This window comes from Undibacterium sp. Ji50W (assembly GCF_049340445.1).
GTDB lineage: Bacteria > Pseudomonadota > Gammaproteobacteria > Burkholderiales > Burkholderiaceae_D > Undibacterium.
Map to the genome: position 1 here is coordinate 68,529 of NZ_JBMPOX010000009.1, position 21,304 is coordinate 89,832.

The window sequence follows — 21,304 nt, forward strand, 5'->3', positions numbered from 1 at the left end:
ATTACTCCTGTATTTTTTCAGAACCTGTTTGCGATCTGTAGCGAGCGAGCGTCAGCGGGGTGAAGAGCAGCGCAAAAAGCGGAATGTACTTGGGTACATGAGCATTTTGAGCAGCGCATGAGCCCCGATCACGCTCGCGCAGTAAGATCGTAAAAAGGTTCTCAGAAATTTGCCTGTAATGGGGTGGACGTATCTTGCGCAAAAATGCAGGCCTTGGGAACGATGATATTCCTGTTTGCTTGCTTGAAAAATGCATATCAGACTGCTTGATCAGACTGCTTGCCCAGCCTTTGGCAAACACAAAACGCATAAGCATTCACATAATCAGTCTGGCAGAGCGGCATGTTGATGGTGCAAAGCGGCGCTTAATTTTGTTACACTGTTTGCTTGATATATTTATTCTTGGTCTAATCCTATGAAGATGATCCCCTCCCTGATGGTGGCTTTGCTGGCTACAAGCCTGGCAAACCTGCCGGTATTGGCTGCAGACTCCAAGGCATTCGCATCCGCGCATGCTGCACAAAATGGTATTGATTGGCGTAAAGACAATAATGTCGACGCGGCTTTTGCCCAGGCCAAGGCCAGTAACAAACCCTTGTTCCTGTACTGGGGCGCAATCTGGTGCCCGCCTTGCAACCAGGTCAAGGCAACCATCTTCAATCGCCAGGAATTCATCGACAAATCCCGTCATTTCATCCCCGTGTATCTGGATGGTGATACGCCGGGTGCGCAAAAATTTGCGGCGCAATTCAAGGTGCGTGGTTACCCGACCATGATTTTGTTCAAACCGGATGGAACAGAAATCACCCGCCTGCCGGGTGAAGTCGATTCTGAACGGTATCTACAGGTATTGACGCTGGCCCTGAACACCAGCCTGTCAGTGCAAGACACCCTGAAGCTGGCGCTGGCCGGTGGCAAGAGCTTGAAAAATGAAGACTGGAGCTTGCTGGCCGACTATTCATGGGACGACCCTGAACAAAAACTGGTGGCCGGCAAAGACCTGGCCGCGACTTTGCTGAAATTGTCTGAACTGAGCCCGGCCGGTCTGCATGCGACACGTTTGCATCTGCGTGGCATTTATGCCGCAGCTACCACCAAGCCCGATCAGGCTGCGCCTGCGATAGACAAGGCGAAGGCCAGCGAGAAAATCCTGAAAGCCATTTCAGATGTAAACACCGCGCGTGACAATATGGATTTGTTGTCGAATGGGGCAGCGGAAATCACTGAATTTCTGACTGCGGCCAAATCAGATTCCCGTAACAAGCTGGTACATGCCTGGAATGCTGCACTGGTCAAACTGGCCGATGATGCGACGATTTCCAAGACCGACAGGCTGGGTGCAGTCGGTGCCCAGGTAGCCCTGGCCAGCCTGGACAATGCCAAGCCAGAAGCCGCTTTGCAAAAGGATGTGCAAAAACGCGTAGGCGCAATAGAGCAGGCGACTACCGATGCGTATGAGCGCCAGTCTGTCGTCAATGCCGCTGCCCACGCACTGGGTGATGCCGGTTTGCTGGATGATGCTGATACCTTGCTGAAGGCTGAACTCAAGCGTTCACACTCACCTTATTATTTCATGTCCACCCTGGGTTCCAATGCCAAAAAACGCGGCGACAAGCTGGCAGCAACAAATTGGTATGAACAGGCGTATAACGCTGCCAAAGGTCCGGCTACCCGTCTCCAATGGGGTTCCAACTACGTCAGTAATCTGGTGGATCTGGTACCGAATGATGATGCGCGTATAGCAAAAGCAGTGCAAAGCGTTTTTGGCGAAGCGGCGAAAGTGGACAATGCCTTTTATGAGCGCAATCGCGCCTACCTGGAAAAGATGGGTAAAAAACTCATAGACTGGAACAAAGAGGGCAAGCATCAACTCGCTTACCAAAAAGCCCGCACGCAACTCGATGGCATTTGCAGCAAGCTGCCAGCGACAGATCCGCAAAAGGCGGTATGTCAAGGAGTGCTTGTCAAATCCTGATCGGGCAGAGATCAAGCGCTGATCCAGTTCAGATAAGCGGCGTTAAAAAATCCCGCGTCAGTAATGGCGCGGGATTTCTTATTTGATGCCTGATTTTCAAGTGCTATAGGTGCGGCTTGATTGATGCGGCTTGATTGGTGCGGTTTGATTAGTCAGGTTTGAACTGGTGAGCAAAGGTAAATTCATCCGTCCTGGCCTTGTAGTGCAAGCCTTTGCGCAATGCCCAACTGGCATATTGATGATGCAGGGGAATGACGGCATAGTCTTGCAAGGCTGTGGCCATTGCCTTCCTGGCAAAGGCTTCGCGCTTGTCGGCTTCGACCGATGCCAGCGATGATTCTATGGCTTCATCCAGCGCACGATTGCTGTATTTGCCCCAGTTCCAGCTACCCCAGCCGTTTTCGGCATTGACGGTACCCACTACGGTGCGCAGCGCAAAATCACCCGCCAACGAACCCCAGCCCAGCAGGGCCATGCTGTAATCACCCTTTGCCGCTTTCGGGAAATATACTGCCAGCGCTTGCGTTTCTACCTTGGCCTGTATCCCCACCTTGCTCAGGAATTGCGCTACCGTCTGCACGATCTGCTCATCATTGATATAGCGATTATTTGGCCCATGCAGGGTGATGGCAAAGCCATTTGGATAGCCAGCTTCAGCCAGCAATTTTTTTGCGCCTTCCGGGTCGTAGGCTTCCACCTTCAAACTGTCGTTATAGCCAAACACACCAGGAGCGACCAGGTTGGATGCCGGTACAGCTAAGCCCTCGAGTATGCGTTCAGTCAATGCGTTGCGATTGATGGCCTTGGCTATGGCCTTGCGCACGCGTATATCCCTGAGTGGGTTGCTTGCCAGGGGTTTGCCAGCCTTGTCGGTGATGTAAGGTGAAACCCTGGCCTGGTGATCAAGTTGCCAGAACACGGTGCGCCAGGAAATCTTTTGTTCCAGCTTGAATTTCGGATTGTTTTTCAGCTTGCTCAAATCTGCTGGAGGTATGCTTTCTATGGCATCGACATCGCCAGACAGCAGGGCCGCCATGCGTGGCGCACCCGCGCTGATGATGCGGAAAGTGACTTTATCCCAGGCCGATTTTTCACCCCAGTAAGCGTCGTTTTTTGTCAGTGTGATGGCATCGCCGCGCTTGAAACTGGCGAATTTGTAGGGCCCGGTACCGATGGCTGCTTTACCGCTATTGAAATCTTCAGTGCTGGCTTGCAGCGCGGCTTTTTTTGAAACGATGAAGACAGAACTCATTTCCAGCGGCAGCGGACCATAGGGCCTTGCTGTCTTCAGGCGCAGGGTATAGGGATCAACAATCTGCTTGCCGACTATCTGCTTGGTGAAGCTGGTATAGGGACCAGGACTATTCTTTACCTGCGCCGGTCTGTCGAGAGAAAACACGACATCTTCCGCCGTCATCTCGCTGCCGTCATGAAACTTCACGCCGTGGCGCAATTTGAATTCCCAGGTGGTAGGGTTGATCGCTTTCCAGGACAAGGCCAGACCAGGCGCGATACGACCGTCGGAATCGACACTGAGCAAGGCATCAAACAAATGCGATGCCATGGCATTATTTGGCCCGCTGTTGAAATAATGCGGGTCCAGCGAATTGACATCCGCCGCCAAACCGATTTTGAGATTGGCAGCATGACTGAAGCTTGGTAAAGCAACACCTATGGAAACGGCAAGCAAGGCAGGGACAAACATTTTTTTTGAAATGGAAAACATGGACAACCTTCAAGCTTTAATGCTGCAAGCTTACCATTGCCTGAACATTTCATCCGAGCCGGGAATGCATTTGTATATATGAAACGTGTTCTGGCTGTTTTAACAAGGCCAGCTTACAAATTGAAGCATCTTCTACAAGAGCGACACGCTACAAATTAACGCGTGAGGCGTGGAGTGACTTGTCTGTAACAATCCACAGTTTTGCCTGATTTGATTTACATATCGTTACTTGTGAAAGTGCTTCCCATGCCTCTATATTGAGGACATCAGCAGAACAGATAAGCAAAGACATTTTTCTTCTGAGCAAATACTTCCACGGTCTCCACGGTATTAATAACGGGTATAAAAATATATGAAAAACCTGGCAAAAATTTCTGGCGTTCTGCTAGTGGCAATTACTGCAAATATCTGTTCTCTGCAGGCTTCTGCAGCCACTCAGTCGGCGGATGCAGAAGTGGTGCATGTATTGAACCGCCTTGCTTTTGGCCCGCGCCCGGGTGATATAGAGCGGGTAAAGAAAATGGGAGTAGACAGTTATATCGAGCAACAATTGAATCCGCAATCCCTGCCTTTGCCAGACGGCTTGCAGGCAAAATTGAAATCCCTTGATGTCATTGGACAGAGTGCGGGTTCAGTCTTGTTTGATTATCAAAAAGCCCTGAAAGACACCAAGGACGAATCTGACGCTGCGCAAAAGAAACGTCGTGAACTGGTTGGCCACATCGTTGAGCAAACCGCACAAGCCAGATTGTATCGCGCCATAGAAAGTTCACACCAACTGGAAGAAGTGATGCTGGATTTCTGGTTCAATCATTTCAATGTCTTCAATGGCAAGGGCCTGGACCGTGCACTGGTTGCCAGCTATGAGCGTGATGCTATTCGGCCCTATGTGTTTGGTAATTTCCGTGATTTGCTGGGGGCAACGGCCAAGCATCCTGCGATGTTGTTTTATCTTGATAACTGGTTGTCCACTTCGGCGGGTTTTCATGCAAATGGCCGTCAGGCCAAGGCGGCAGGACAGAAGGGCAAGTCGAATGGTTTGAATGAAAACTATGCCCGTGAAATCATGGAACTGCACACCCTGGGGGTTGACGGCGGCTATACTCAGAAAGACGTGACGGAACTGGCGCGCATGCTGACAGGCTGGACATTTGATCCGCGTGTCATGGTCAGGAATAATCAGAACTTTTATTTCGATGCTGACAGGCACGATAATGGCAGCAAGCAATGGCTGGGAAAAACCATTGCACCACGTGGTCAGGCTGAAGCGGAATTTGCGCTGGACGTCCTGGCCATGCATCCGGCCACCGCCCACCATCTGAGTTTCAAGCTGGCCCAGTATTTTGTGGCTGACAAACCTGCACCGGCACTGGTGGATATGCTGGCCAAGCGTTATCTGGATACCCGTGGTGACATCCGTGCGGTGTTGCAAACGCTGTTTGCGAGTGCCGAGTTTCGCGATCCACACAATATGGGAATGAAATATAAAACCCCGTACCAGTATGTCATATCTGCTATCCGTGCCAGTGATGTACCGGTGCAAAATGTCCGGCCTGCACTGGGTGTGCTGGCGCAACTGGGTATGCCCTTGTATGGTAGCCAGACGCCAGATGGTTATAAAAACACCCAGGATGCCTGGATGAACCCGGATGCCATTACACGTCGCATCAACTTTGCTACAGCCCTGGCGACAGGACGCCTGCCGTTTGATAAAGAAATCGAGGACGGCGACAAGATGGGTAAAAAGCAATTGGCAAAACAGGCAGACGAAAAGCCAGACAGGCCCGCAGTAATGCCCGCCGTGAGCGCAACTGCCTTGATCCAGACTATGGGAGCAGGCTTGTCTGGTCGCACCATAGAAATAGTGAATGGCAATCAGGAAGCTTTACGCGCAGCCCTGATCCTGGGCAGCCCGGATTTTATGCAGCATTGAAGGTGATCGCGAGCTGGTAACCGTGTTGTGATTGTGATGGTTGACAAGGCAAGCTAAGGCAAGCTTATTGAATGATGTGCAGCTTCTTAACGAAGAGAACGAGATGAAACGCAGAAATTTTTTATATTCCATGGCAGCCGGGGCAGGCTTGTTGATTCCTGTTGGTCATGGCGTATGGGCCGCCACCGCAAATAGCGATGCCACAGAAGCTGCAACAAAGAACAAATTGATCGTCATCATGTTGCGTGGTGCGGTCGATGGTTTGAATGTGGTGGCCCCTTATGGCGATGCAAATTATGCGCGACTGCGACCAAACATTGCGCTTGCCCGGCCAGGGCAAAGCGATGGTGCGATTGATCTGGATGGTTATTTTGGCCTGCATCCCGCACTGGCTGATATGCAGGAGCTATGGCAACAAAAGAAACTGGCCTTCGTGCATGCCAGTGGTTCACCAGACTTTACTCGTTCACATTTTGATGCCCAGGATTATCTGGAATCCGGTACGCCCGGTCGTAAAGGCACGGCAGATGGCTGGATGAACCGCTTGCTGGGGGCGCTGCCAGGCAATACAACGCCTACCCGCGCTATCAGTGTGGGCGCGGTCATGCCGCGTATTCTGTCAGGCAGTATCGCGGCGAGTAATATCGCCAGCGGTGCAGCTGGCACCAAGGCCAATGTGCTTGACAGACCCAAGGTTGGGGCAGCCTTTGAGCAGATGTACAAGGAAAACGATAAATACGCGAAAACCTTTAGCGATGCCCAGGAAGCCCACCAGGAAATGATGGGTGCTTCGATGGAAAAAGAGCAGCAGGCAGCCAACGGTGGCGCACCTTTGCCCAATGGCTTTCCTGATGACAGCACCCGTATCGCCACACTGATGCGCAATGATCCCAAAATCCAGATGGTTTTTATGGCATTGGGCGGCTGGGATACCCATGCCAACCAGGGCGCAGGTAAAGGTCAGTTGGCGAATCGTCTGTCGCCATTGGGGCTGGGCCTGGCCAATCTTGCCAAACGTCTGGGACCGATGTTTGACGACACCACGATAGTCGTGATGTCTGAATTTGGCCGCACAGCCAAACAGAATGGCAATGGCGGTACCGATCATGGGCATGGCAATGTCATGTGGGTCATGGGTGGCAAAGTCGCTGGCGGTAAAGTTTATGGCGACTGGCGCGGTCTGGGCAGTGACCAGTTGTATGAAGGCCGTGATGTGCCGGTGACAACGGATTTCCGCTCTGTACTGATACAGGTATGCGAGCGTCACATGGGCTTGTCGGATAATCAATTGATCAAGGTATTTCCTGAACAGGCTTATACCAGGACCAGCTTCAATTTATTCCAGAATAAAGCCTGATGGTGAGGCCTGACAGCGAGGCCTGACAGCGATAGATTTGCAGGCCTTATTCTTGTTCTCGTTGACGCCAATAAAAAGCCACTCTGAGATTTGTTCAGAGTGGCTTTTTTGTATGCCTTGGTATGTCCGGGTATGGCTAGGTATATCTGGATCAGGGGTCAGGCCGTCGTATTGATTGTCGTACCAGTTACCTGTCCGCTGGTATTGACGACGGGCTTAGGCTGTTCTGGCGGCTTTGATTCGGCTTGCTTCGCATTATTTTGCTTGGCGACTGCCTGCGCCTGTTGTTCAGCTTGTGCGTCTGTAATTCTTTTTTGATCTGCAATCGCATCGGCGGTGCTGGAATCGCGATCAGCCGCAGCACCTATGGTTTCGCTATTTTGTTTTGCCCGTGCATCAGCAGCTTGCTGGATAAGTTGCTGGTTTTGCGCCGAACTGGAAGAAGTGACTGAAGTAACCATAATATTAACTCGCTTTGCTCGCATGGAGAGTCTGATGAATCTCTTTCCAACATAGTAGTCATGCCTGGAATATACAAGCGATTTAAACACAAAATCATTTTTCTTGCCTGAAATAAACTTGATGCACGGCAAGTTCGTGATTTTTCCTTCTGTCTTTATGCGTCAGGCTTGTATATACAAGTTTGTTTATATGATTGGAAAAGCGCATTTCCTTTCGATACAGTGTCCTCCATCGGCTATATCTTTCGGTAGGGAATTCAGTGTTACGTATCGAGCAATTAGGCAAATATTACAAGGCAAATGGCCACGCAGTCAGGGCTCTTCACAATATCAATCTTGACATTCAAAAAGGACAAATTTTCGGCATCATAGGACGTTCAGGTGCAGGTAAAAGCAGCTTGTTGCGTACCCTGAATCTTCTGGAGCGACCAAGCAGCGGCAAAGTATGGATAGAGGGTGAGGATATCACCGCATTTGATCGTCAGCGCCTGCATGGTTTGCGTCAGCGTATAGGTATGGTGTTCCAGCATTTCAATTTACTGCATGCAAAAACTGTCATGGAAAACATTGCTTTCCCGCTCAAGCTCACGGGGGAATATACCAGTGACACCATACAGACAAGAGTAGAAGAATTACTGGATCTGGTGGGCTTGAAAGATCATGGTAGCAAATATCCTGCGCAATTATCTGGCGGTCAAAAGCAGCGGGTGGGCATAGCCCGTGCACTGGCCAATTACCCGCAGCTTTTATTGTGTGATGAAGCGACCTCGGCACTGGACCCAGAAACCACGCAAGCCATCTTGCGCCTGCTGCTGGATATCAATCAAAAGCTGGGCCTGACCATCGTCCTGATCACGCATGAGATGCAGGTGATACGCACGATCTGTGATGCGGTGGCTGTGATTGATGCCGGTGAAATTGTCGAAACCGGTGCGGTGGTTGATGTCTTCCTGCATCCGCAACATGCGGTGACGCAAAGTCTTGTGGCAGAAAACCAGGCGCTGGATTTGTCTGTGCTGGAGCGTAGTGAACAAAATGGTGATCAAGATCGAGATTGTCATTTACTGCGCCTGAGTTATGTCGGATCAAGCACGCATGAACCCATCATTACCCGTATCGCCGTACAAACCAGGATCGATATAGCCATCTTGCAAGGTGTCATAGGACGTATCAAGAATACGCCCTATGGGCAACTGCTGGTCGAGTTGCGCGGTACCCTAGAGCAAGCAGGCACGGTTGAACATTTACTGGTGAATGCGGGCGTCAGGGTGGCAAGGATCAATATCAGCGCTGTGGCAGAGGTGCATTGATGGATTTCTCTCAAATCGACTGGGCCGATATGGCATTGGCGACGCTGGATACGCTGACCATGACCGGTGCCTCTTTGTTGTTTACGGTGGTGCTGGGTTTGCCTCTGGGTGTGCTGTTATTTTTGACCGGTAAAAAGCAATTGCTGGAACAGGGTGTTTTCTACGCGGTGTTATCTGTCGTGGTGAATGTGCTGCGTTCCATTCCTTTCATCATCTTGCTGATCGTACTGATTCCTTTCACCCTGTTATTGATGGGCACATCACTGGGTGTGCCGGGCACAATACCGCCCCTGGTCATCGGCACGACACCATTCTTTGCACGCCTGGTGGAAAACGTTTTGCGTGAAGTGGATAAGGGAATCATAGAAGCCTGTCAGGCCATGGGAGCCAGGACCTGGCAAATCATCTGGCATGCCTTGTTGCCCGAAGCCTTGCCGGGTTTGCTGGCTGCCGCCACGGTGACGACGATTGCCCTGGTGTCGTATGCGGCCATGTCAGGGGTTATTGGTGGCGGTGGCCTGGGTGATCTGGCACTGCGTTATGGCTATCAACGTTTTCAAACCGAAGTCATGGTGGTCACGGTATTTATTTTGATTGTGCTGGTGCAGTCGCTGCAATTTGTTGGCGACAAGCTGGTGTTGAAGTTCACCCGGAAGTAAGTAGTTTTTTATTTTTTTAATGGAGTCTATATGTCTTTAAACTTGAAACGTCGTCTTAGCTTCGCTCTGGCAGGTGGCCTGACAACTGCTGTCTTGCTGGCACCTGCATCCGTATTCGCGCTGGAAACTTTGAACATTGCTGCCAGTCCGGTGCCGCATGCAGAGATACTGGAATTTATCAAACCGCAGCTCGCTAAAGAAGGCGTGGATTTGAAAGTTAAAGTCTTCACCGACTATATACAGCCAGCAGTGCAGGTCAATGAAAAACATCTGGATGGTAATTTCTTTTTGCATCAGCCTTATCTGAATGAATTCAAGAAAAGCCACAAGAACGATATCGAAGTCCCTATCGCCAAAGTGCATGTCGAACCATTCGCCGCGTATTCCAGCAAATACAAGAAACTGGCCGATTTGCCTGACGGTGCCACGGTCGCCATCCCCAACGATCCTTCGAATTCTGGCCGTGCCTTGTTATTGCTGGCCAAGCAGGGATTATTGAAGCTGAAAGATCCAAAAAACATCTCGGCTACCCAAAAGGATATTATTGAAAATCCTAAAAAGCTGAAATTCAAGGAACTGGAAGCTGCCACATTGCCACGCGTGCTGGGGCAGGTGGACCTGGCTTTGATCAATACCAATTATGCGATAGAAGCCAAACTGAATCCTGTGAAAGACTCGCTGTTCATAGAAGATGCCAATTCACCTTATGCCAATTTATTGGTGGCACGTGAAGACAATAAAAACAGCCCGGCATTCAAGAAACTGGTTGCTGCGCTGAACTCGCCTGAGGTGAAGAAATTTATCGAAGAGAAATATAAAGGTGCAGTCGTTCCTGCATTCTGATACCGGGTTTGAGCTTGCCAGGATGGTGCAAGCTAAATGTAGACCAAAAAAAACGCTGCTTGAGAAAGCAGCGTTTTTTTATGCGTCTTTACGTATTAGTTACGTACGACTTTTTTGTATTCGTTAGTGCGGGTATCGATTTCGATCATGTCGTCCTGGCTGACGAACAGTGGCACTTGAACGATATGGCAATTTTCTTCAATTGCATTTTCGATCTTGGCTTCTTTCAGTACGTTACCGGAAGTATTGCCTTTGACTGCTGGCTCAGAGTAAATGATCTGGCGAACGATGGTGGTCGGCAATTCAACAGAGATTGCTTTACCGTCATAGAATACGGCTTCGCATTCCATGCCATCTTTCAGGTAATTCAGGGATTCACCCATGTTTTCGGCTTCGATTTCATACTGGTTGTATTCTTGATCCATGAATACGAACAGTGGGTCAGCGAAGTAAGAATAAGTAACTGGTTTTTTGTCCAATACAACTACATCAAACTTGTCGTCGCCACGGAAGACGTTTTCTTGTGGGCTGTTAGTCAACAGGCTTTTCATTTTCCACTTGTAAGTGAAACCTGTGCGGCTGGAGCCGTTGACGTCAGAACGCAACACGATCATAGGTTTGCTATCAACCATAATAATGTTGCCAACACGAATTTCTTTTGCAAATTTCATAGCGAGTATACGTAAAAAGTAGGTTGCATAAAAATCATCTGTCGCCTACTGGCAAAAAGCACCGCAAGCCCACGTTTGATTGTGATTTAAAACAGGTTAAAAATTAACCCAACATTATACTGCATCTTTTTGCCTTGCCTGCTGAACTGAACCCACAAACTTCAGCAAATTTGACGTCAGATCACCATTTTCGCGCATTTTTTGCTGCCATTCAGTAGATAAATCTGCAATGTGGGGCATATCCGCCTGCAAGGCGGGCCATAGTTGTGACCAGTCCACCGTTTCCACGCTGGCCTCATTCCATGCCCGCGCAAAGGCTGCCAGGCTGGCAGTGCTTGAGGTACAGGTTTTCAGGAAGGCATTCAGTTTGACATGATGCAGGTTCTTGTCTTGCGGATAGATGTGCCAGATAAAGGCCTTGTTTGCCCACTGCGCCCGGACAAAAGAATCTTCACCGCGCACAAAATTGAGGTCGCAAGCCCATAGCAATTTGTCGTAATCTGCTTGCGGAATAAAAGGCAATACCCGGACGGTCAGCGCGCCATGCGTGGCACTGCTGCCGACTGTGGCTGGCTGCCCCAGAAATGCCGCAACGGACGCAGCGGCAACACCTTCCGGCACCAGGCAGGTGATGGCCTGGCCATTGTTTTGCCATTCTTTAAATAATGCCGCCACCGGTGCCTGCGGGTAACAAAACAGGGAGACTTTGGTGGCTGCCATTTCGGCTGGCGTGAGCCCCAGGCTTGACAGAAATTTTTCCATCGCAACTGGGTCTGCCTGAAAGGCGGGTCTTTCCTGATCCAGTCTTGATTCGCGCAACAGGCCACCGGTTTTGTTATTGAAGCCCGGAAAGAAAAAGTGCTTGGTCAAAGACAGCGAAGGATGGGGGGATGGCAAGGTATGGCAACCTTCTACCCATGCTTCTGCAGTCAGGCCTTCCAGGTTCAGCCATACTGGTCTGGGCGTGCATTCTGCCATGGCACGGATATATCCCGGTGGTATATCACAGGCAAAAAATTCAATGACAATGTCTGCCACGTCGGCGGCGCTGAACACGCCATCCTGGTTGCGCCAGTGGCGGACATGGACATGGGCAATCTCTTGCTGTTCCTGATCAATGACAATGTCCGGGCATATCCGGCGAAAGCTGGGTAAATCATCGACCCACAATGTGACGGCAATACCGTGTTCGCTTTCCAGCTGTTGCGCCAGACGCCAGCAAATGCCGATATCGCCAAAGTTGTCCACGACTTTGCAAAACAGCGCCAGCGTGGTGGCGGTTTTGACAGACTCGCGGATGGGCTGGTCGTTGAGCTGATTGTTGGGCCGATTGTGGGGCTGTTGTTCTTCTAATTGCATTTTCTTTTGCTATTCGTTCAGAAATGATTCTTCCATTCGCGCAAGGCGGCAAAGTGACTGATGTCATCCCCGCCTGCACTGATTTTTCCGCTTTCCAGCAAGCGGGCGATGATGCTGCTTTCCCGGCATCGCAAAAAGGGATTGGTTTGCTTTTCCAGCGCAATATTGCTGGGTACGGTAGGAATACCCAGGTCGCGTTTGGTTTTTTCTTTCTGTATGCGTGCCAGCAAGGCTTGATTGCCTGGCTCCACCTCTTTGGCGAAGCGCAAATTCGACATCGTGTATTCATGCGCGCAATACACGGCGGTGTCATCCGGCAGGCCCGCAAGCTGATCCAGCGACGTCAGCATTTGTGCCGGTGAGCCTTCAAACAGGCGGCCGCAGCCACCAGCAAACAGGGTGTCGCCACAGAACAGCCAATGCTGCAAGGGTGCATAATAAGCGATATGGCCCAGGGTATGGCCGGGTACATCGAGCACTCGCAGTTCCAGGTCCAGTTGCGGCACGGTCAGTATTTCATCTTGCTGCAACTTTTGGGTAACCAGGGCGATTTTATCCTTGCTGGGGCCAAATACCGGCACCTGGTAGTGCTCCAGCAGGCTCGCTACACCGCCAATATGATCAGCATGGTGATGAGTGAGTAAAATAGCGGACAATGTCAGGCCGTGCTCTTGCAAAGCCTGCAATATCGGTTTGGCATCACCCGGATCAACGACCGCAGCATGCTGGCCATTGTGGATGATCCACAGATAATTGTCGTCAAAGGCAGGGACAGTCAATATACTCAGGGAATTCTTCATAAACGCGCATGGAAGCTTTGGAAAAAAACATTATAGACCTGGGTGCCTGGTTGGAGTTGCCAGCCGGCCTGTATATCCGTGAGTGGGAGCAAAATCTGCTCGACACGCTGACGGTGGATATCTTTGGCTATAATGCGCTGCAAATCGGTTTGCCGCAAATCGATGCGCTGGCAGCCAGCCGCATGCCACACCGCTGGCTGACCGATTCGCGTTTCCCTGATCCGGATGCACTCAAGCAAAACCGGCCCACGGTCGTGGTGCATGATTTTGCCGAATTGCCTTTTGAATCGCAAAGCATTGATCTGGTGGTGCTGCCGCACGTGCTGGAATTTGCCGCCGAACCGCATCAGATCCTGCGTGAAGTGGAAAGAGTGCTGATACCTGAGGGCCGGGTCATCATCAGTGGCTTCAATCGCACCAGCCTGTGGGGTGCAAGACAGGCCAGCGGGCGTCTGAGCAAGAATTATTTCTTACCCACAGAAGGTGAATTCATCAGCCATCCACGGCTTAAGGATTGGTTGAAATTATTGGATATGGAAATCGGCAGCAGCGACTTTGGTTGCTATGCGCCCCCCTTCAAATCGGAAAAATGGTTGCAGCGCAGCCGCTTCATGGAAAAAGCAGGGCAGCGCTGGTGGCCTTACCTGGGGGCCGTGTACATGCTGCAGGCGGTGAAACGCATTAAGGGCATGCACCTGATCGGTCCCGCCTGGAAACAGAAACGCATAGCCGCCGGGCACGCGCTGCCGGTCGCCAACAAATCAAAAAATGGACATGGATAAAATAGATATTTATACGGATGGCGCCTGCAAGGGTAACCCTGGCGTAGGTGGCTGGGGTGCCTTGCTGGTTGCCGGTGACAAGAAAAAAGAATTATTCGGTGGTGAGAAAGACACCACCAATAACCGCATGGAATTGATGGCCGTGATACAAGCCCTGGGTGCCTTAAAGCGGCCTTGCCAGATCACCCTGCATACCGACAGCCAATATGTGCTGAAAGGCATTACTGAATGGATTACCGGTTGGAAAGCCAAAGGCTGGAAAACGGCTTCCAAGGCACCCGTCAAGAATGTTGACCTGTGGCAGCAACTGGATGAAGCCCGCAACATCCACGAAATAGACTGGCGCTGGGTGCGCGGCCATACTGGCCACCCCGGTAATGAGCGCGCCGACCAGCTTGCCAATCGTGGTGTTGAAACCGTCTTGTAGCCACCATCATGCCGCCGCCAGTAATCAACGCCGATAGCCAGTTGGAGCGACCTGATCATCAGGCTGGTAATGTGGGCATGGTGTTTCCTGGTGTGCCGCAAGTGTTTGAGCATGTATCTGACCGGGCCGAATTCAAGCGTGTTGCGCACCGTCCGGGCGTCGAGTTATACCGCGCCCATATCGTTGCCCATGCGTTTGAACCACATACGCATGAAGCCTTTGGCCTTGGGGCGATAGAATCCGGTGTTGAACGATTCCGTTATGCTGGCAGCGATCATCTGGCCCCCAAGGACACCGTGGTGATGATGAATCCGGATGAATTGCATACCGGCAGGGCAGAGACGGCAACCGGCTGGCGTTATCGCATGCTGTACATAGACCCGCAAGCGATAGCGGAAATGACCGGTGAACATGGCTGGTGGTTTCGCGACGCCGTGGCCCACGACGCATTGAGTGCCCGCAAGCTTAGTCATCTGCTTGAACAGTTGTGGCAGGCAGAGGATGAACTGAGTTTTGACAGCCTGATGTTTGAACTGTTGACCGGGTTTCGTCAACATGCCTGCGTAGACAAACCCCTTGCCGCAGAAGCCAGACAACGCTTTGCCGATGTACTGGATTTTATGCGCGCCAATCTGGCAGAGGTGCTTAGTCTGGACAAGCTGGCGCTGGTGGCGGGCCTGAGTCCTTTCCATTTTTTGCGCAGTTTCAAAACGCAATATCACGCAACCCCCCAACAAATGCTGATGGCCTTGCGCCTGTTTGAAGCCAAATGCCTGCTCGGTAAAGGGCTGCCGCCAGCCCAGGTGGCGGCAGCGACCGGTTTGACAGACCAATCCCACCTGAACAAGGCATTTGTGCGTCGCTACGGTGTCACTCCGGCACGTTATCAGCAGCAGGTGCGTAGCTGATATCTGCTACCTGATTCCTCAGAACTATTTTTTAAGCGCAATCTGGTACAAGACAGAATGCGGGCAGGCTTATAAGCTGGCTTTATTTTTGAAGGGCCAGAAATGTGGGCAGGTATTCTTTATGCGTTGGCAGCGGGTTTGATGTGGGGGCTGGTATTTATCGGCCCTCTGTTATTGCCTGAATATCCGGCGGCCTTGCAATCGGTGGGGCGCTATCTGGCTTTTGGCCTGATTACCCTGCCTTTGGCCTGGCTGGATCGGCGGCAATTGCGTTTGCTGACCAGGGCAGACTGGCTGGAAGCACTGAAGCTGGCAGCCGTGGGCAACCTCCTGTATTACCTGTGTCTTGCCAGCGCCATACAGCGTGCCGGTGCGCCTTTGCCTACCATGCTGATAGGTACTTTGCCGGTAGTGATAGCTATCACCGCCAACTACCGTAATGCCGAACGTGATGGCCGCATTGCATGGCGCCGCATGCTGCCGTCTTTATTGATGATAGGTGTCGGTGTTGCCTGCGTCAACCAGGCAGAAGTCGCCGCCATGAAAACGGCAAACCGTGCCGATATGTTGACGTATCTGAGCGGTGCGGGCCTGGCCATCATCGCCGTGGCTTGCTGGACCTGGTATCCCTTGCGCAATGCGGACTGGCTGCGCCATCATCCAGATCGCCATCCACGTGTGTGGGCCAGCGCGCAGGGCGTGGCAACCTTGCCACTGGCTATGCTGGGTTATCTGCTTTTGTGGGGTGGGATGAGTGCAACGCAGGTGGATTTTGCCATGCCGTTTGGCCCCAGACCGCAGTATTTCATAGGCCTGATGCTGATCATAGGATTGTTTGCATCCTGGATCGGTACCCTGTGCTGGAACAAGGCCAGCCAGTTATTGCCCACCAATCTGGCCGGGCAACTGATTGTCTTTGAAACCCTGGCAGCCCTGACGTATGCGTTTATCCTGAAGCGACAATTTCCTGAACCCGTTACCTTGCTGGGCATTGCCTTGTTAATTGCCGGCGTCATGACGGCCTTGCGTAACAAGCCGGAATAGGGCACAAAAGGTATCGACAAAAAAAAGCGGAACTGCGAGGGAGGGCACAGTTCCGCTGTTAAACACACTTAGAACCAGTTTACGATCTTACTGCGCGAGCGTGATCGGGGCTCATGCGCTGCTCAAAATGCTCATGTACTTAAGTACATTCCGCTTTTTGCGCTGCGCTTAGCTACCCTTACCCCGCTGACGCTCGCTCGCTACAGATCGTAAACAGGTTCCTACAAGTAAAACACTGAGGGGAATCAGAACGCGTAGTTCACTGTTGTGATTACCAGTGGATTGGTTTTCTTTTTGGTCAGTGGGCTGTCACCCGCATCGCCTATTACCTGCGAGACGCCGGCAGCTGTGCGGACTGACCAGTTTTTGTCAATCACATGCGTCCATGCGACGGTGCTGGTGGCTTGTGAGAAGCCGGCTTTGGCGGTAAATGCCTTGTAGCCAGAATTGGTACTTTGCGTAGGTGTCACGCCAAAATAAGTTTGGTTGTATTTGGCGTCACCATAGTTGAGCGATGCGCCAATTTCCACTCTGTCGGTATTGGTCTGCAGCAGCGGTGCCGACAAACCGAAGCGGTACATATTACCGTTTTCACGATTCGACAAGGCCAGGTTGGCATCGACGGTGGCATTGATCAGGCCGGCAATATTGGTACCTGCATGCAGGTTGGCAGTGGCGGAACCTTTGATGTCGCCCATGCCTTTCAGGTCATCCGAGCTGAACAGGGATGTTGACGTACGAGAATCTTCACGGCCTGCACGATAACCGACTGCTGCGCTGAAGTTGAAATCATCGACTTTCTTGGCAAAGCCTACGCCACGCGTGGTGCTCGCAAAAAAGCCATTCTTGTTTTTGTATTCGCCGAAAATGGCCGGGCCAAAGCGGTTCTTTTGCGCGCCTACATATTCTGGTCCATAAAATACGCCAGCACCGACGACGGCTTCAGATTCTGCTTCAGGCGCAGTCTTGTCTTCTGCATGGGCAGAAAAGGACATGGCCATAAAAGTTGAGAGAGCAATGGCACTGAGTTTGAAAATGGTGTTCATGGTGTTCCTTTAATCGAGAGACGCAAAAATGCTTGTATTCCTGGCGGCCTGTTTGCCGCTGCAAGCTCTCCGGCGGAGAGTTCGAAGCGAAGTCTCGCAAAGAATGAATACCAATGCCATTTGAAAATGACAGGCTTCGTCTGTTTGCACGTGAGGTACTGAAATGCAGTACTTCGTGTTGAAATTTCTGTGATATGTAATAGAAGAATGAACTTTTTTGAACCTGTTTACGATCTTACTGCGCGAACGTGATCGGGGCTCATGCGCTGCTCAAAATGCTCATGTACTTGAGTACATTCCGCTTTTTGCGCGGCTCTTCACCCCGCTGACGCTCGCTCGCTACAGATCGTAAGCAGGTTCTTAGACAATGCTCGTGCAAGCATGCCCGCTGCCTGATGAAAAATACGATTGCATAAATGAAACGAAATTGTTAATTTTTCTCTTATTTATATGTTAATGCCTTGCATATTTTGCAATCGTGAACGATGATAATAAAGCCATGAAATTCTGCTTGTATTTAGTTGCCTTTACGGCATCAAATTGGCTTTGCCACATCATCGCAGTACCAATCGGGAGATGTCGATGTATCACCCACCTGCCAGGCACCAACCGCCGCTAGCACCAGCTATCGGCAGTCAGCCCATGACAAGCTCACCAGGCTTGCGATGCCTATCCCGGAAGTGAAATAACCGCAAGTTCTGATCCCTGTAAGGAGAATTCATGATTCGCCTCAAACATGCACTGATTGAAAGTCATGACAATAGCTTTGAAGGCAGGCTGAAAGCACTCAAGCATTCATTGCAAACTGCCATCGAGCTGGAGCATTCGACCATTCCGCCGTATCTGTATGCCTTGTATTCGATCAAGACTGATCAGAACCTGGAAATCGCCTATCTCATCAAATCCATAGTGAAGCAGGAAATGCTGCATATGGCGCTGGACTGTAATGTCTTGAATGCGATGGGTGGCCATCCAAAAATCGACCATCCGCGCTTTATCCCGCACTACCCTGGTCATTTGCCGGGTAGCGTGGAAGATAGCTTGATCGTGCCGCTGGCGGCATTGTCCAAGCAATTGGTGCACGACGTTTTTATGGTGATCGAAGAGCCGGCAAAAACGGTAGATGGCGTTGATCCGCCGCCAGAAGGCATGACGATAGGCCAGTTCTATCAACACATACAGGATGAAATCACGGCACTCGGCAAGCTCGGCAATATTTTTACCGGCAACCCCGAAAAACAGCTGGTCACCGGTTTCCCGGAATTGCAGTACAAGGGTGTCACCGATGAAGCCAGTGCCCTGGCAGCCATAGACATGATCGTTGAGCAGGGTGAAGGCAGTGATACCAGCCCTATTGATCCCGAACATGAGCTGGCTCACTATTACAAATATGCCGAAATTTATTATGGCAGGAAGCTCATTCCCAACCCTGATCCGCAAGCCGGCAAACCGGCCTGGGTATTTGAAGGCCACCGCATAGAATTTGATGCCGGTGGCATCTACCCCGTCATCAGCAATCCGCAAAGACTGAACTATGCACACCGGCCGCGCATTGCCGACCTGAACCTGACTTTCAATAGCACCTATTCGGACATGCTGCGCAAATTGCATGCGGTATTCAATGGTCAGCCAGACCGGTTGGCACTTGCCCTGTTGTCCATGCAAGCCCTGCGTGAACAGGCGCAATTGCTGATGACGCAGGAGGTGGTGCCTGGCCAGACTGCCGGTCCGACCTTTGACTATATTCCCGCCTGATTTTTTGGAGAACATCAATGACGCAAACTAACTGGTGGATGTTTCATGGTGACACTGCCCATACCGGCGAGGTACAGGGCAGCGACATCAACCGTGACAGCCTGGAGCGTTTTACGCTGCTGCACGATGTGCCGATTCCTGGCCCGGTATTGTCAGTACCTGCCATCGTGGACGGTTATCTGTATGTCGGCCTGGCCAACAACCATGATTTGCCGGGTGCAAATGGCGGCAAGTTTATGAAGATTGAACTGGCCAGCGGCAAGACAGTGGCACACTATGAATGGCCGATAGACCCGACAGAAGGCGATACCCATGGCTTCATGGGTATGGGTTGTACCCCGGCGATATGGAAAAATAATGTCTATTTCAGCGCCTTCAACGGCAAATTCTATTGTCTGAATGCGACGGACCTCAGCCTCAACTGGGTGGTGGATTTGCGGCATGCTGATCCTGATTATAATCAGCCCACATCCAACCTGGGCGATGTCAGTGTCGGTGTGCCGGCTGCGGGCTGGTCGTCTCCTGTGGTCGCTTCGCTGGATGGCAATAACGGGATGGTGTTTGTCGGTATGGGCGAGGGTGAAAACCCCGGCTGCTTCGGCTTTGTGTATGCGCTGGATGCGCTGAGCGGTCAGGTGCAATGGATATACTGCACCTGCCAGTATGAAGAAGGCGTACCCAATTTGCCAAACGTGCTGCCGCCCGAATCGGTATCCGGCAGCTTGCCGGAAATGTATTCCATGGGGCCGAATAATCCTGCCATACGCGGGGCCTCGGTGTGGTCATCCATTGCCTATGATGAACGGCTGGATCGTTTGTATTGCGCGACGGGCAATCCGGTGCCGGACAGTGCCTTGCCCAGCAAGGGGTTTTCCAACGGCATTTTGTCGCTGGATGCGGCGACCGGTACTTTCCGTGGCTTTTTCCAGCCGCCACCTGAAAGCAGTTATCGTTCTTCCGACGTTGACGTTGACTTTGGCGGTTCACCCACACTGATGACCGTCAATGGCCAGCGCGTGGTCACCGCCGGTTGCAAGAATGGTGGCTTCTTCAGGCTCGATGCCGCCACGCTGGAATTGCTGAACTGGCGTCAACTGCTGCCTTACTACAATGATGGCAGCCAGATACCCACTGTCGATCCGCATGTGTCACCGAATGATCCGCGGCTTGACCCTTACGTGTCGAATCAGGCGTCGGATGACGAGGACCAGGAAAACTATTCCGGCACCTATAGCACGGCCGCTGTGCATACAAAACTGGGACGTCTGTACATGGGTGTCGGCGGCAATAATTATCACAATGTCGAAGCTGGCATTGATTACCGCACCACGCCTTTCATGCGCGCGCTGGATTGGGAAACCCTGGCAGATGCCTGGGCCATGGATGACAGCGACCCCAGGCTGTACATCGAAGCACAGCCACCCATGTACAGAACCCCTGGCGAATCCGGCCTGAGTTCGCCGGTAGTGGTGAATGACCTGGTGTTCTTTTCCACCTCCAAAGTAGCGGTGTATGCCTTTGATGCCTATACCGGAAAAGTGCTGTGGCAAGACCAGTTGGGTGACCAGACCGGCGGCATGAATGGCGGTTATGGCTATTGTCTGGGGCCAGCCGTTGCTGGCAACTACATGGTGGCTGGCGCACTGGTATTTGGCAAACAGGGCGGTGTGCTGCGTATCTACGGTTTGAAAGACAAGTGAGGCTATGATGCTTGAAGTCATTTTATTTGGTGTTGCCGCTGGCCTGGACAATTTGCAGGTATGTTCTTCCATCGGTCTGATGCCCATGCAGCGCCGACGCCTGCATCTGCTGGCCCTGGGGTTTTGTATCTGTGAACTGGGCGGTGCCGTACTTGGTCTGTTCTTGGGGCAGGCTTTCCTTGCGCAGATCGGGCCGCTGGCAAATGGCCTGGCACCGCTGGTGATGCTGGCTTGCGGACTGGCGATTTTGTGGCTGGCTTTTCGCAACCAGCTTAAGGTCTTGCCGGATTTTGTCAATCACAAGGCTGTCTTGTTCGCGTTGCCGATATCGCTGTGTTTCGACAATGTGATTGCAGGTGCAGGTATCAGTTTTTCCAGTACGCCGGTACTTGCTTCTGCCATGGTGATCGGGGTGATCAGTGCTGCCATGGCTTGTTCAGGATTGTATCTGGCCAACTGGTTGCGGCGGTTTATGCCAAGGCGCATAGAAATGATAGCTGGTGCTTACCTGTGTTTTCTTGCCGTGCGCATCATGATCGCTGACTGAT

The 21,304-nt window shown here is 51.6% G+C and carries 20 protein-coding genes; 13 read left to right on the plus strand and 7 right to left on the minus strand.

Going from position 1 to position 21,304, the window contains the following annotated elements:
* Position 1 precedes the first annotated feature (1 nt).
* On the minus strand, positions 2–310 hold the full coding sequence (locus ACO0K9_RS14640; protein ID WP_422986120.1) for a hypothetical protein: 309 nt from the start codon (positions 308–310) through the stop codon (positions 2–4).
* 105 nt (positions 311–415) lie between these two features.
* On the opposite strand from ACO0K9_RS14640, the gene ACO0K9_RS14645 reads away from it, so the two are divergent.
* On the plus strand, positions 416–1,975 hold the full coding sequence (locus tag ACO0K9_RS14645; RefSeq protein WP_422986122.1) for a thioredoxin family protein: 1,560 nt from the start codon (positions 416–418) through the stop codon (positions 1,973–1,975).
* A 148-nt stretch (positions 1,976–2,123) separates the two neighbouring features.
* On the opposite strand, the gene ACO0K9_RS14650 is transcribed toward ACO0K9_RS14645, so the two are convergent.
* Positions 2,124–3,701, minus strand: a complete 1,578-nt coding sequence (locus ACO0K9_RS14650; RefSeq protein WP_422986124.1) for an ABC transporter substrate-binding protein — start codon at positions 3,699–3,701, stop codon at positions 2,124–2,126.
* A 352-nt stretch (positions 3,702–4,053) separates the two neighbouring features.
* Between ACO0K9_RS14650 and ACO0K9_RS14655 the strand changes: the two genes are divergently transcribed.
* Both ACO0K9_RS14655 and ACO0K9_RS14660 read left to right on the plus strand, forming a co-directional pair.
* Positions 4,054–5,634 carry a DUF1800 domain-containing protein gene (locus ACO0K9_RS14655; RefSeq protein ID WP_422986126.1) on the plus strand — a complete coding sequence of 527 codons (1,581 nt, stop codon included), beginning with the start codon at positions 4,054–4,056 and terminating at the stop codon, positions 5,632–5,634.
* A 103-nt stretch (positions 5,635–5,737) separates the two neighbouring features.
* On the plus strand, positions 5,738–6,991 hold the full coding sequence (locus tag ACO0K9_RS14660) for a DUF1501 domain-containing protein (RefSeq protein WP_422986128.1): 1,254 nt from the start codon (positions 5,738–5,740) through the stop codon (positions 6,989–6,991).
* A gap of 158 nt (positions 6,992–7,149) precedes the next feature.
* Here ACO0K9_RS14660 and ACO0K9_RS14665 read toward each other — a convergent pair whose 3' ends face one another.
* A complete protein-coding gene (locus tag ACO0K9_RS14665; protein WP_422986130.1) occupies positions 7,150–7,584 on the minus strand; it encodes a hypothetical protein in 435 nt (144 codons plus the stop codon).
* A gap of 128 nt (positions 7,585–7,712) precedes the next feature.
* Here ACO0K9_RS14665 and ACO0K9_RS14670 point away from each other — a divergent pair, with 128 nt between their 5' ends.
* Genes ACO0K9_RS14670 through ACO0K9_RS14680 form a run of 3 tightly spaced genes read left to right on the plus strand, consistent with a single transcriptional unit; the run spans position 7,713 to position 10,264 of the window.
* Positions 7,713–8,762: a methionine ABC transporter ATP-binding protein gene (locus ACO0K9_RS14670; protein WP_422986132.1), complete on the plus strand. Its 1,050-nt coding sequence runs from the start codon at positions 7,713–7,715 to the stop codon at positions 8,760–8,762.
* On the plus strand, positions 8,762–9,421 hold the full coding sequence (locus ACO0K9_RS14675; protein ID WP_422986134.1) for a methionine ABC transporter permease: 660 nt from the start codon (positions 8,762–8,764) through the stop codon (positions 9,419–9,421). The genes ACO0K9_RS14670 and ACO0K9_RS14675 overlap by 1 nt, the downstream gene beginning before the upstream one ends.
* Positions 9,422–9,451: 30 nt before the next feature.
* Positions 9,452–10,264: a MetQ/NlpA family ABC transporter substrate-binding protein gene (locus tag ACO0K9_RS14680; protein WP_422986136.1), complete on the plus strand. Its 813-nt coding sequence runs from the start codon at positions 9,452–9,454 to the stop codon at positions 10,262–10,264.
* Between the two features lie 95 nt (positions 10,265–10,359).
* Here the strand turns inward: ACO0K9_RS14680 and ACO0K9_RS14685 are convergent, their stop codons facing one another.
* The 3 genes from ACO0K9_RS14685 to gloB all read right to left on the minus strand — a co-directional run bounded on the left by ACO0K9_RS14685 (position 10,360) and on the right by gloB (position 13,094).
* Positions 10,360–10,935, minus strand: coding sequence for an elongation factor P (locus tag ACO0K9_RS14685; protein WP_422986138.1), 576 nt, complete (start codon positions 10,933–10,935; stop codon positions 10,360–10,362).
* A gap of 114 nt (positions 10,936–11,049) precedes the next feature.
* Positions 11,050–12,294 carry an elongation factor P maturation arginine rhamnosyltransferase EarP gene (gene earP / locus ACO0K9_RS14690; protein ID WP_422986140.1) on the minus strand — a complete coding sequence of 415 codons (1,245 nt, stop codon included), beginning with the start codon at positions 12,292–12,294 and terminating at the stop codon, positions 11,050–11,052.
* Between the two features lie 17 nt (positions 12,295–12,311).
* Positions 12,312–13,094 carry a hydroxyacylglutathione hydrolase gene (gene gloB / locus ACO0K9_RS14695; protein ID WP_422986142.1) on the minus strand — a complete coding sequence of 261 codons (783 nt, stop codon included), beginning with the start codon at positions 13,092–13,094 and terminating at the stop codon, positions 12,312–12,314.
* 8 nt (positions 13,095–13,102) lie between these two features.
* On the opposite strand from gloB, the gene ACO0K9_RS14700 reads away from it, so the two are divergent.
* From ACO0K9_RS14700 to ACO0K9_RS14715, 4 genes are all read left to right on the plus strand, one after another.
* Entirely contained in the window at positions 13,103–13,876 is a 774-nt protein-coding gene (locus ACO0K9_RS14700; RefSeq protein ID WP_422986144.1) for a class I SAM-dependent methyltransferase, read from the plus strand.
* Positions 13,869–14,303, plus strand: coding sequence for a ribonuclease HI (gene rnhA, locus ACO0K9_RS14705; protein ID WP_422986146.1), 435 nt, complete (start codon positions 13,869–13,871; stop codon positions 14,301–14,303). The genes ACO0K9_RS14700 and rnhA overlap by 8 nt, the downstream gene beginning before the upstream one ends.
* A gap of 77 nt (positions 14,304–14,380) precedes the next feature.
* A complete protein-coding gene (locus tag ACO0K9_RS14710; protein ID WP_422986339.1) occupies positions 14,381–15,211 on the plus strand; it encodes an AraC family ligand binding domain-containing protein in 831 nt (276 codons plus the stop codon).
* 102 nt (positions 15,212–15,313) lie between these two features.
* Positions 15,314–16,255, plus strand: a complete 942-nt coding sequence (locus ACO0K9_RS14715; protein WP_422986148.1) for a DMT family transporter — start codon at positions 15,314–15,316, stop codon at positions 16,253–16,255.
* A gap of 245 nt (positions 16,256–16,500) precedes the next feature.
* Here ACO0K9_RS14715 and ACO0K9_RS14720 read toward each other — a convergent pair whose 3' ends face one another.
* A complete protein-coding gene (locus ACO0K9_RS14720; protein WP_422986150.1) occupies positions 16,501–17,301 on the minus strand; it encodes a MipA/OmpV family protein in 801 nt (266 codons plus the stop codon).
* Positions 17,302–18,021: 720 nt separating this feature from the next.
* Here ACO0K9_RS14720 and ACO0K9_RS14725 point away from each other — a divergent pair.
* From ACO0K9_RS14725 to ACO0K9_RS14735, 3 genes are read left to right on the plus strand one after another with little or no spacing between them, the layout of a single operon-like run.
* Positions 18,022–19,056 (plus strand): ferritin-like domain-containing protein, encoded by a 1,035-nt coding sequence (locus tag ACO0K9_RS14725; protein WP_422986152.1) that lies wholly within the window; start codon positions 18,022–18,024, stop codon positions 19,054–19,056.
* 17 nt (positions 19,057–19,073) lie between these two features.
* Positions 19,074–20,756 (plus strand): PQQ-binding-like beta-propeller repeat protein, encoded by a 1,683-nt coding sequence (locus tag ACO0K9_RS14730; RefSeq protein ID WP_422986154.1) that lies wholly within the window; start codon positions 19,074–19,076, stop codon positions 20,754–20,756.
* 7 nt (positions 20,757–20,763) lie between these two features.
* Positions 20,764–21,303: a manganese efflux pump MntP family protein gene (locus tag ACO0K9_RS14735; RefSeq protein ID WP_422986156.1), complete on the plus strand. Its 540-nt coding sequence runs from the start codon at positions 20,764–20,766 to the stop codon at positions 21,301–21,303.
* Position 21,304 lies beyond the last annotated feature (1 nt).

Bases quoted from the DNA above. Each gene is read 5' to 3' on its own strand.
- ACO0K9_RS14640 (WP_422986120.1), bottom strand. From the start codon at position 310: ATGCGTTTTGTGTTTGCCAAAGGCTGGGCAAGCAGTCTGATCAAGCAG.
- ACO0K9_RS14645 (WP_422986122.1), top strand. From the start codon at position 416: ATGAAGATGATCCCCTCCCTGATGGTGGCTTTGCTGGCTACAAGCCTG.
- ACO0K9_RS14650 (WP_422986124.1), bottom strand. From the start codon at position 3,701: ATGTTTTCCATTTCAAAAAAAATGTTTGTCCCTGCCTTGCTTGCCGTT.
- ACO0K9_RS14655 (WP_422986126.1), top strand. From the start codon at position 4,054: ATGAAAAACCTGGCAAAAATTTCTGGCGTTCTGCTAGTGGCAATTACT.
- ACO0K9_RS14660 (WP_422986128.1), top strand. From the start codon at position 5,738: ATGAAACGCAGAAATTTTTTATATTCCATGGCAGCCGGGGCAGGCTTG.
- ACO0K9_RS14675 (WP_422986134.1), top strand. From the start codon at position 8,762: ATGGATTTCTCTCAAATCGACTGGGCCGATATGGCATTGGCGACGCTG.
- ACO0K9_RS14680 (WP_422986136.1), top strand. From the start codon at position 9,452: ATGTCTTTAAACTTGAAACGTCGTCTTAGCTTCGCTCTGGCAGGTGGC.
- ACO0K9_RS14685 (WP_422986138.1), bottom strand. From the start codon at position 10,935: ATGAAATTTGCAAAAGAAATTCGTGTTGGCAACATTATTATGGTTGAT.
- earP (WP_422986140.1), bottom strand. From the start codon at position 12,294: ATGCAATTAGAAGAACAACAGCCCCACAATCGGCCCAACAATCAGCTC.
- gloB (WP_422986142.1), bottom strand. From the start codon at position 13,094: ATGAAGAATTCCCTGAGTATATTGACTGTCCCTGCCTTTGACGACAAT.
- ACO0K9_RS14700 (WP_422986144.1), top strand. From the start codon at position 13,103: ATGGAAGCTTTGGAAAAAAACATTATAGACCTGGGTGCCTGGTTGGAG.
- rnhA (WP_422986146.1), top strand. From the start codon at position 13,869: ATGGATAAAATAGATATTTATACGGATGGCGCCTGCAAGGGTAACCCT.
- ACO0K9_RS14710 (WP_422986339.1), top strand. From the start codon at position 14,381: ATGGTGTTTCCTGGTGTGCCGCAAGTGTTTGAGCATGTATCTGACCGG.
- ACO0K9_RS14715 (WP_422986148.1), top strand. From the start codon at position 15,314: ATGTGGGCAGGTATTCTTTATGCGTTGGCAGCGGGTTTGATGTGGGGG.
- ACO0K9_RS14720 (WP_422986150.1), bottom strand. From the start codon at position 17,301: ATGAACACCATTTTCAAACTCAGTGCCATTGCTCTCTCAACTTTTATG.
- ACO0K9_RS14725 (WP_422986152.1), top strand. From the start codon at position 18,022: ATGATTCGCCTCAAACATGCACTGATTGAAAGTCATGACAATAGCTTT.
- ACO0K9_RS14730 (WP_422986154.1), top strand. From the start codon at position 19,074: ATGACGCAAACTAACTGGTGGATGTTTCATGGTGACACTGCCCATACC.
- ACO0K9_RS14735 (WP_422986156.1), top strand. From the start codon at position 20,764: ATGCTTGAAGTCATTTTATTTGGTGTTGCCGCTGGCCTGGACAATTTG.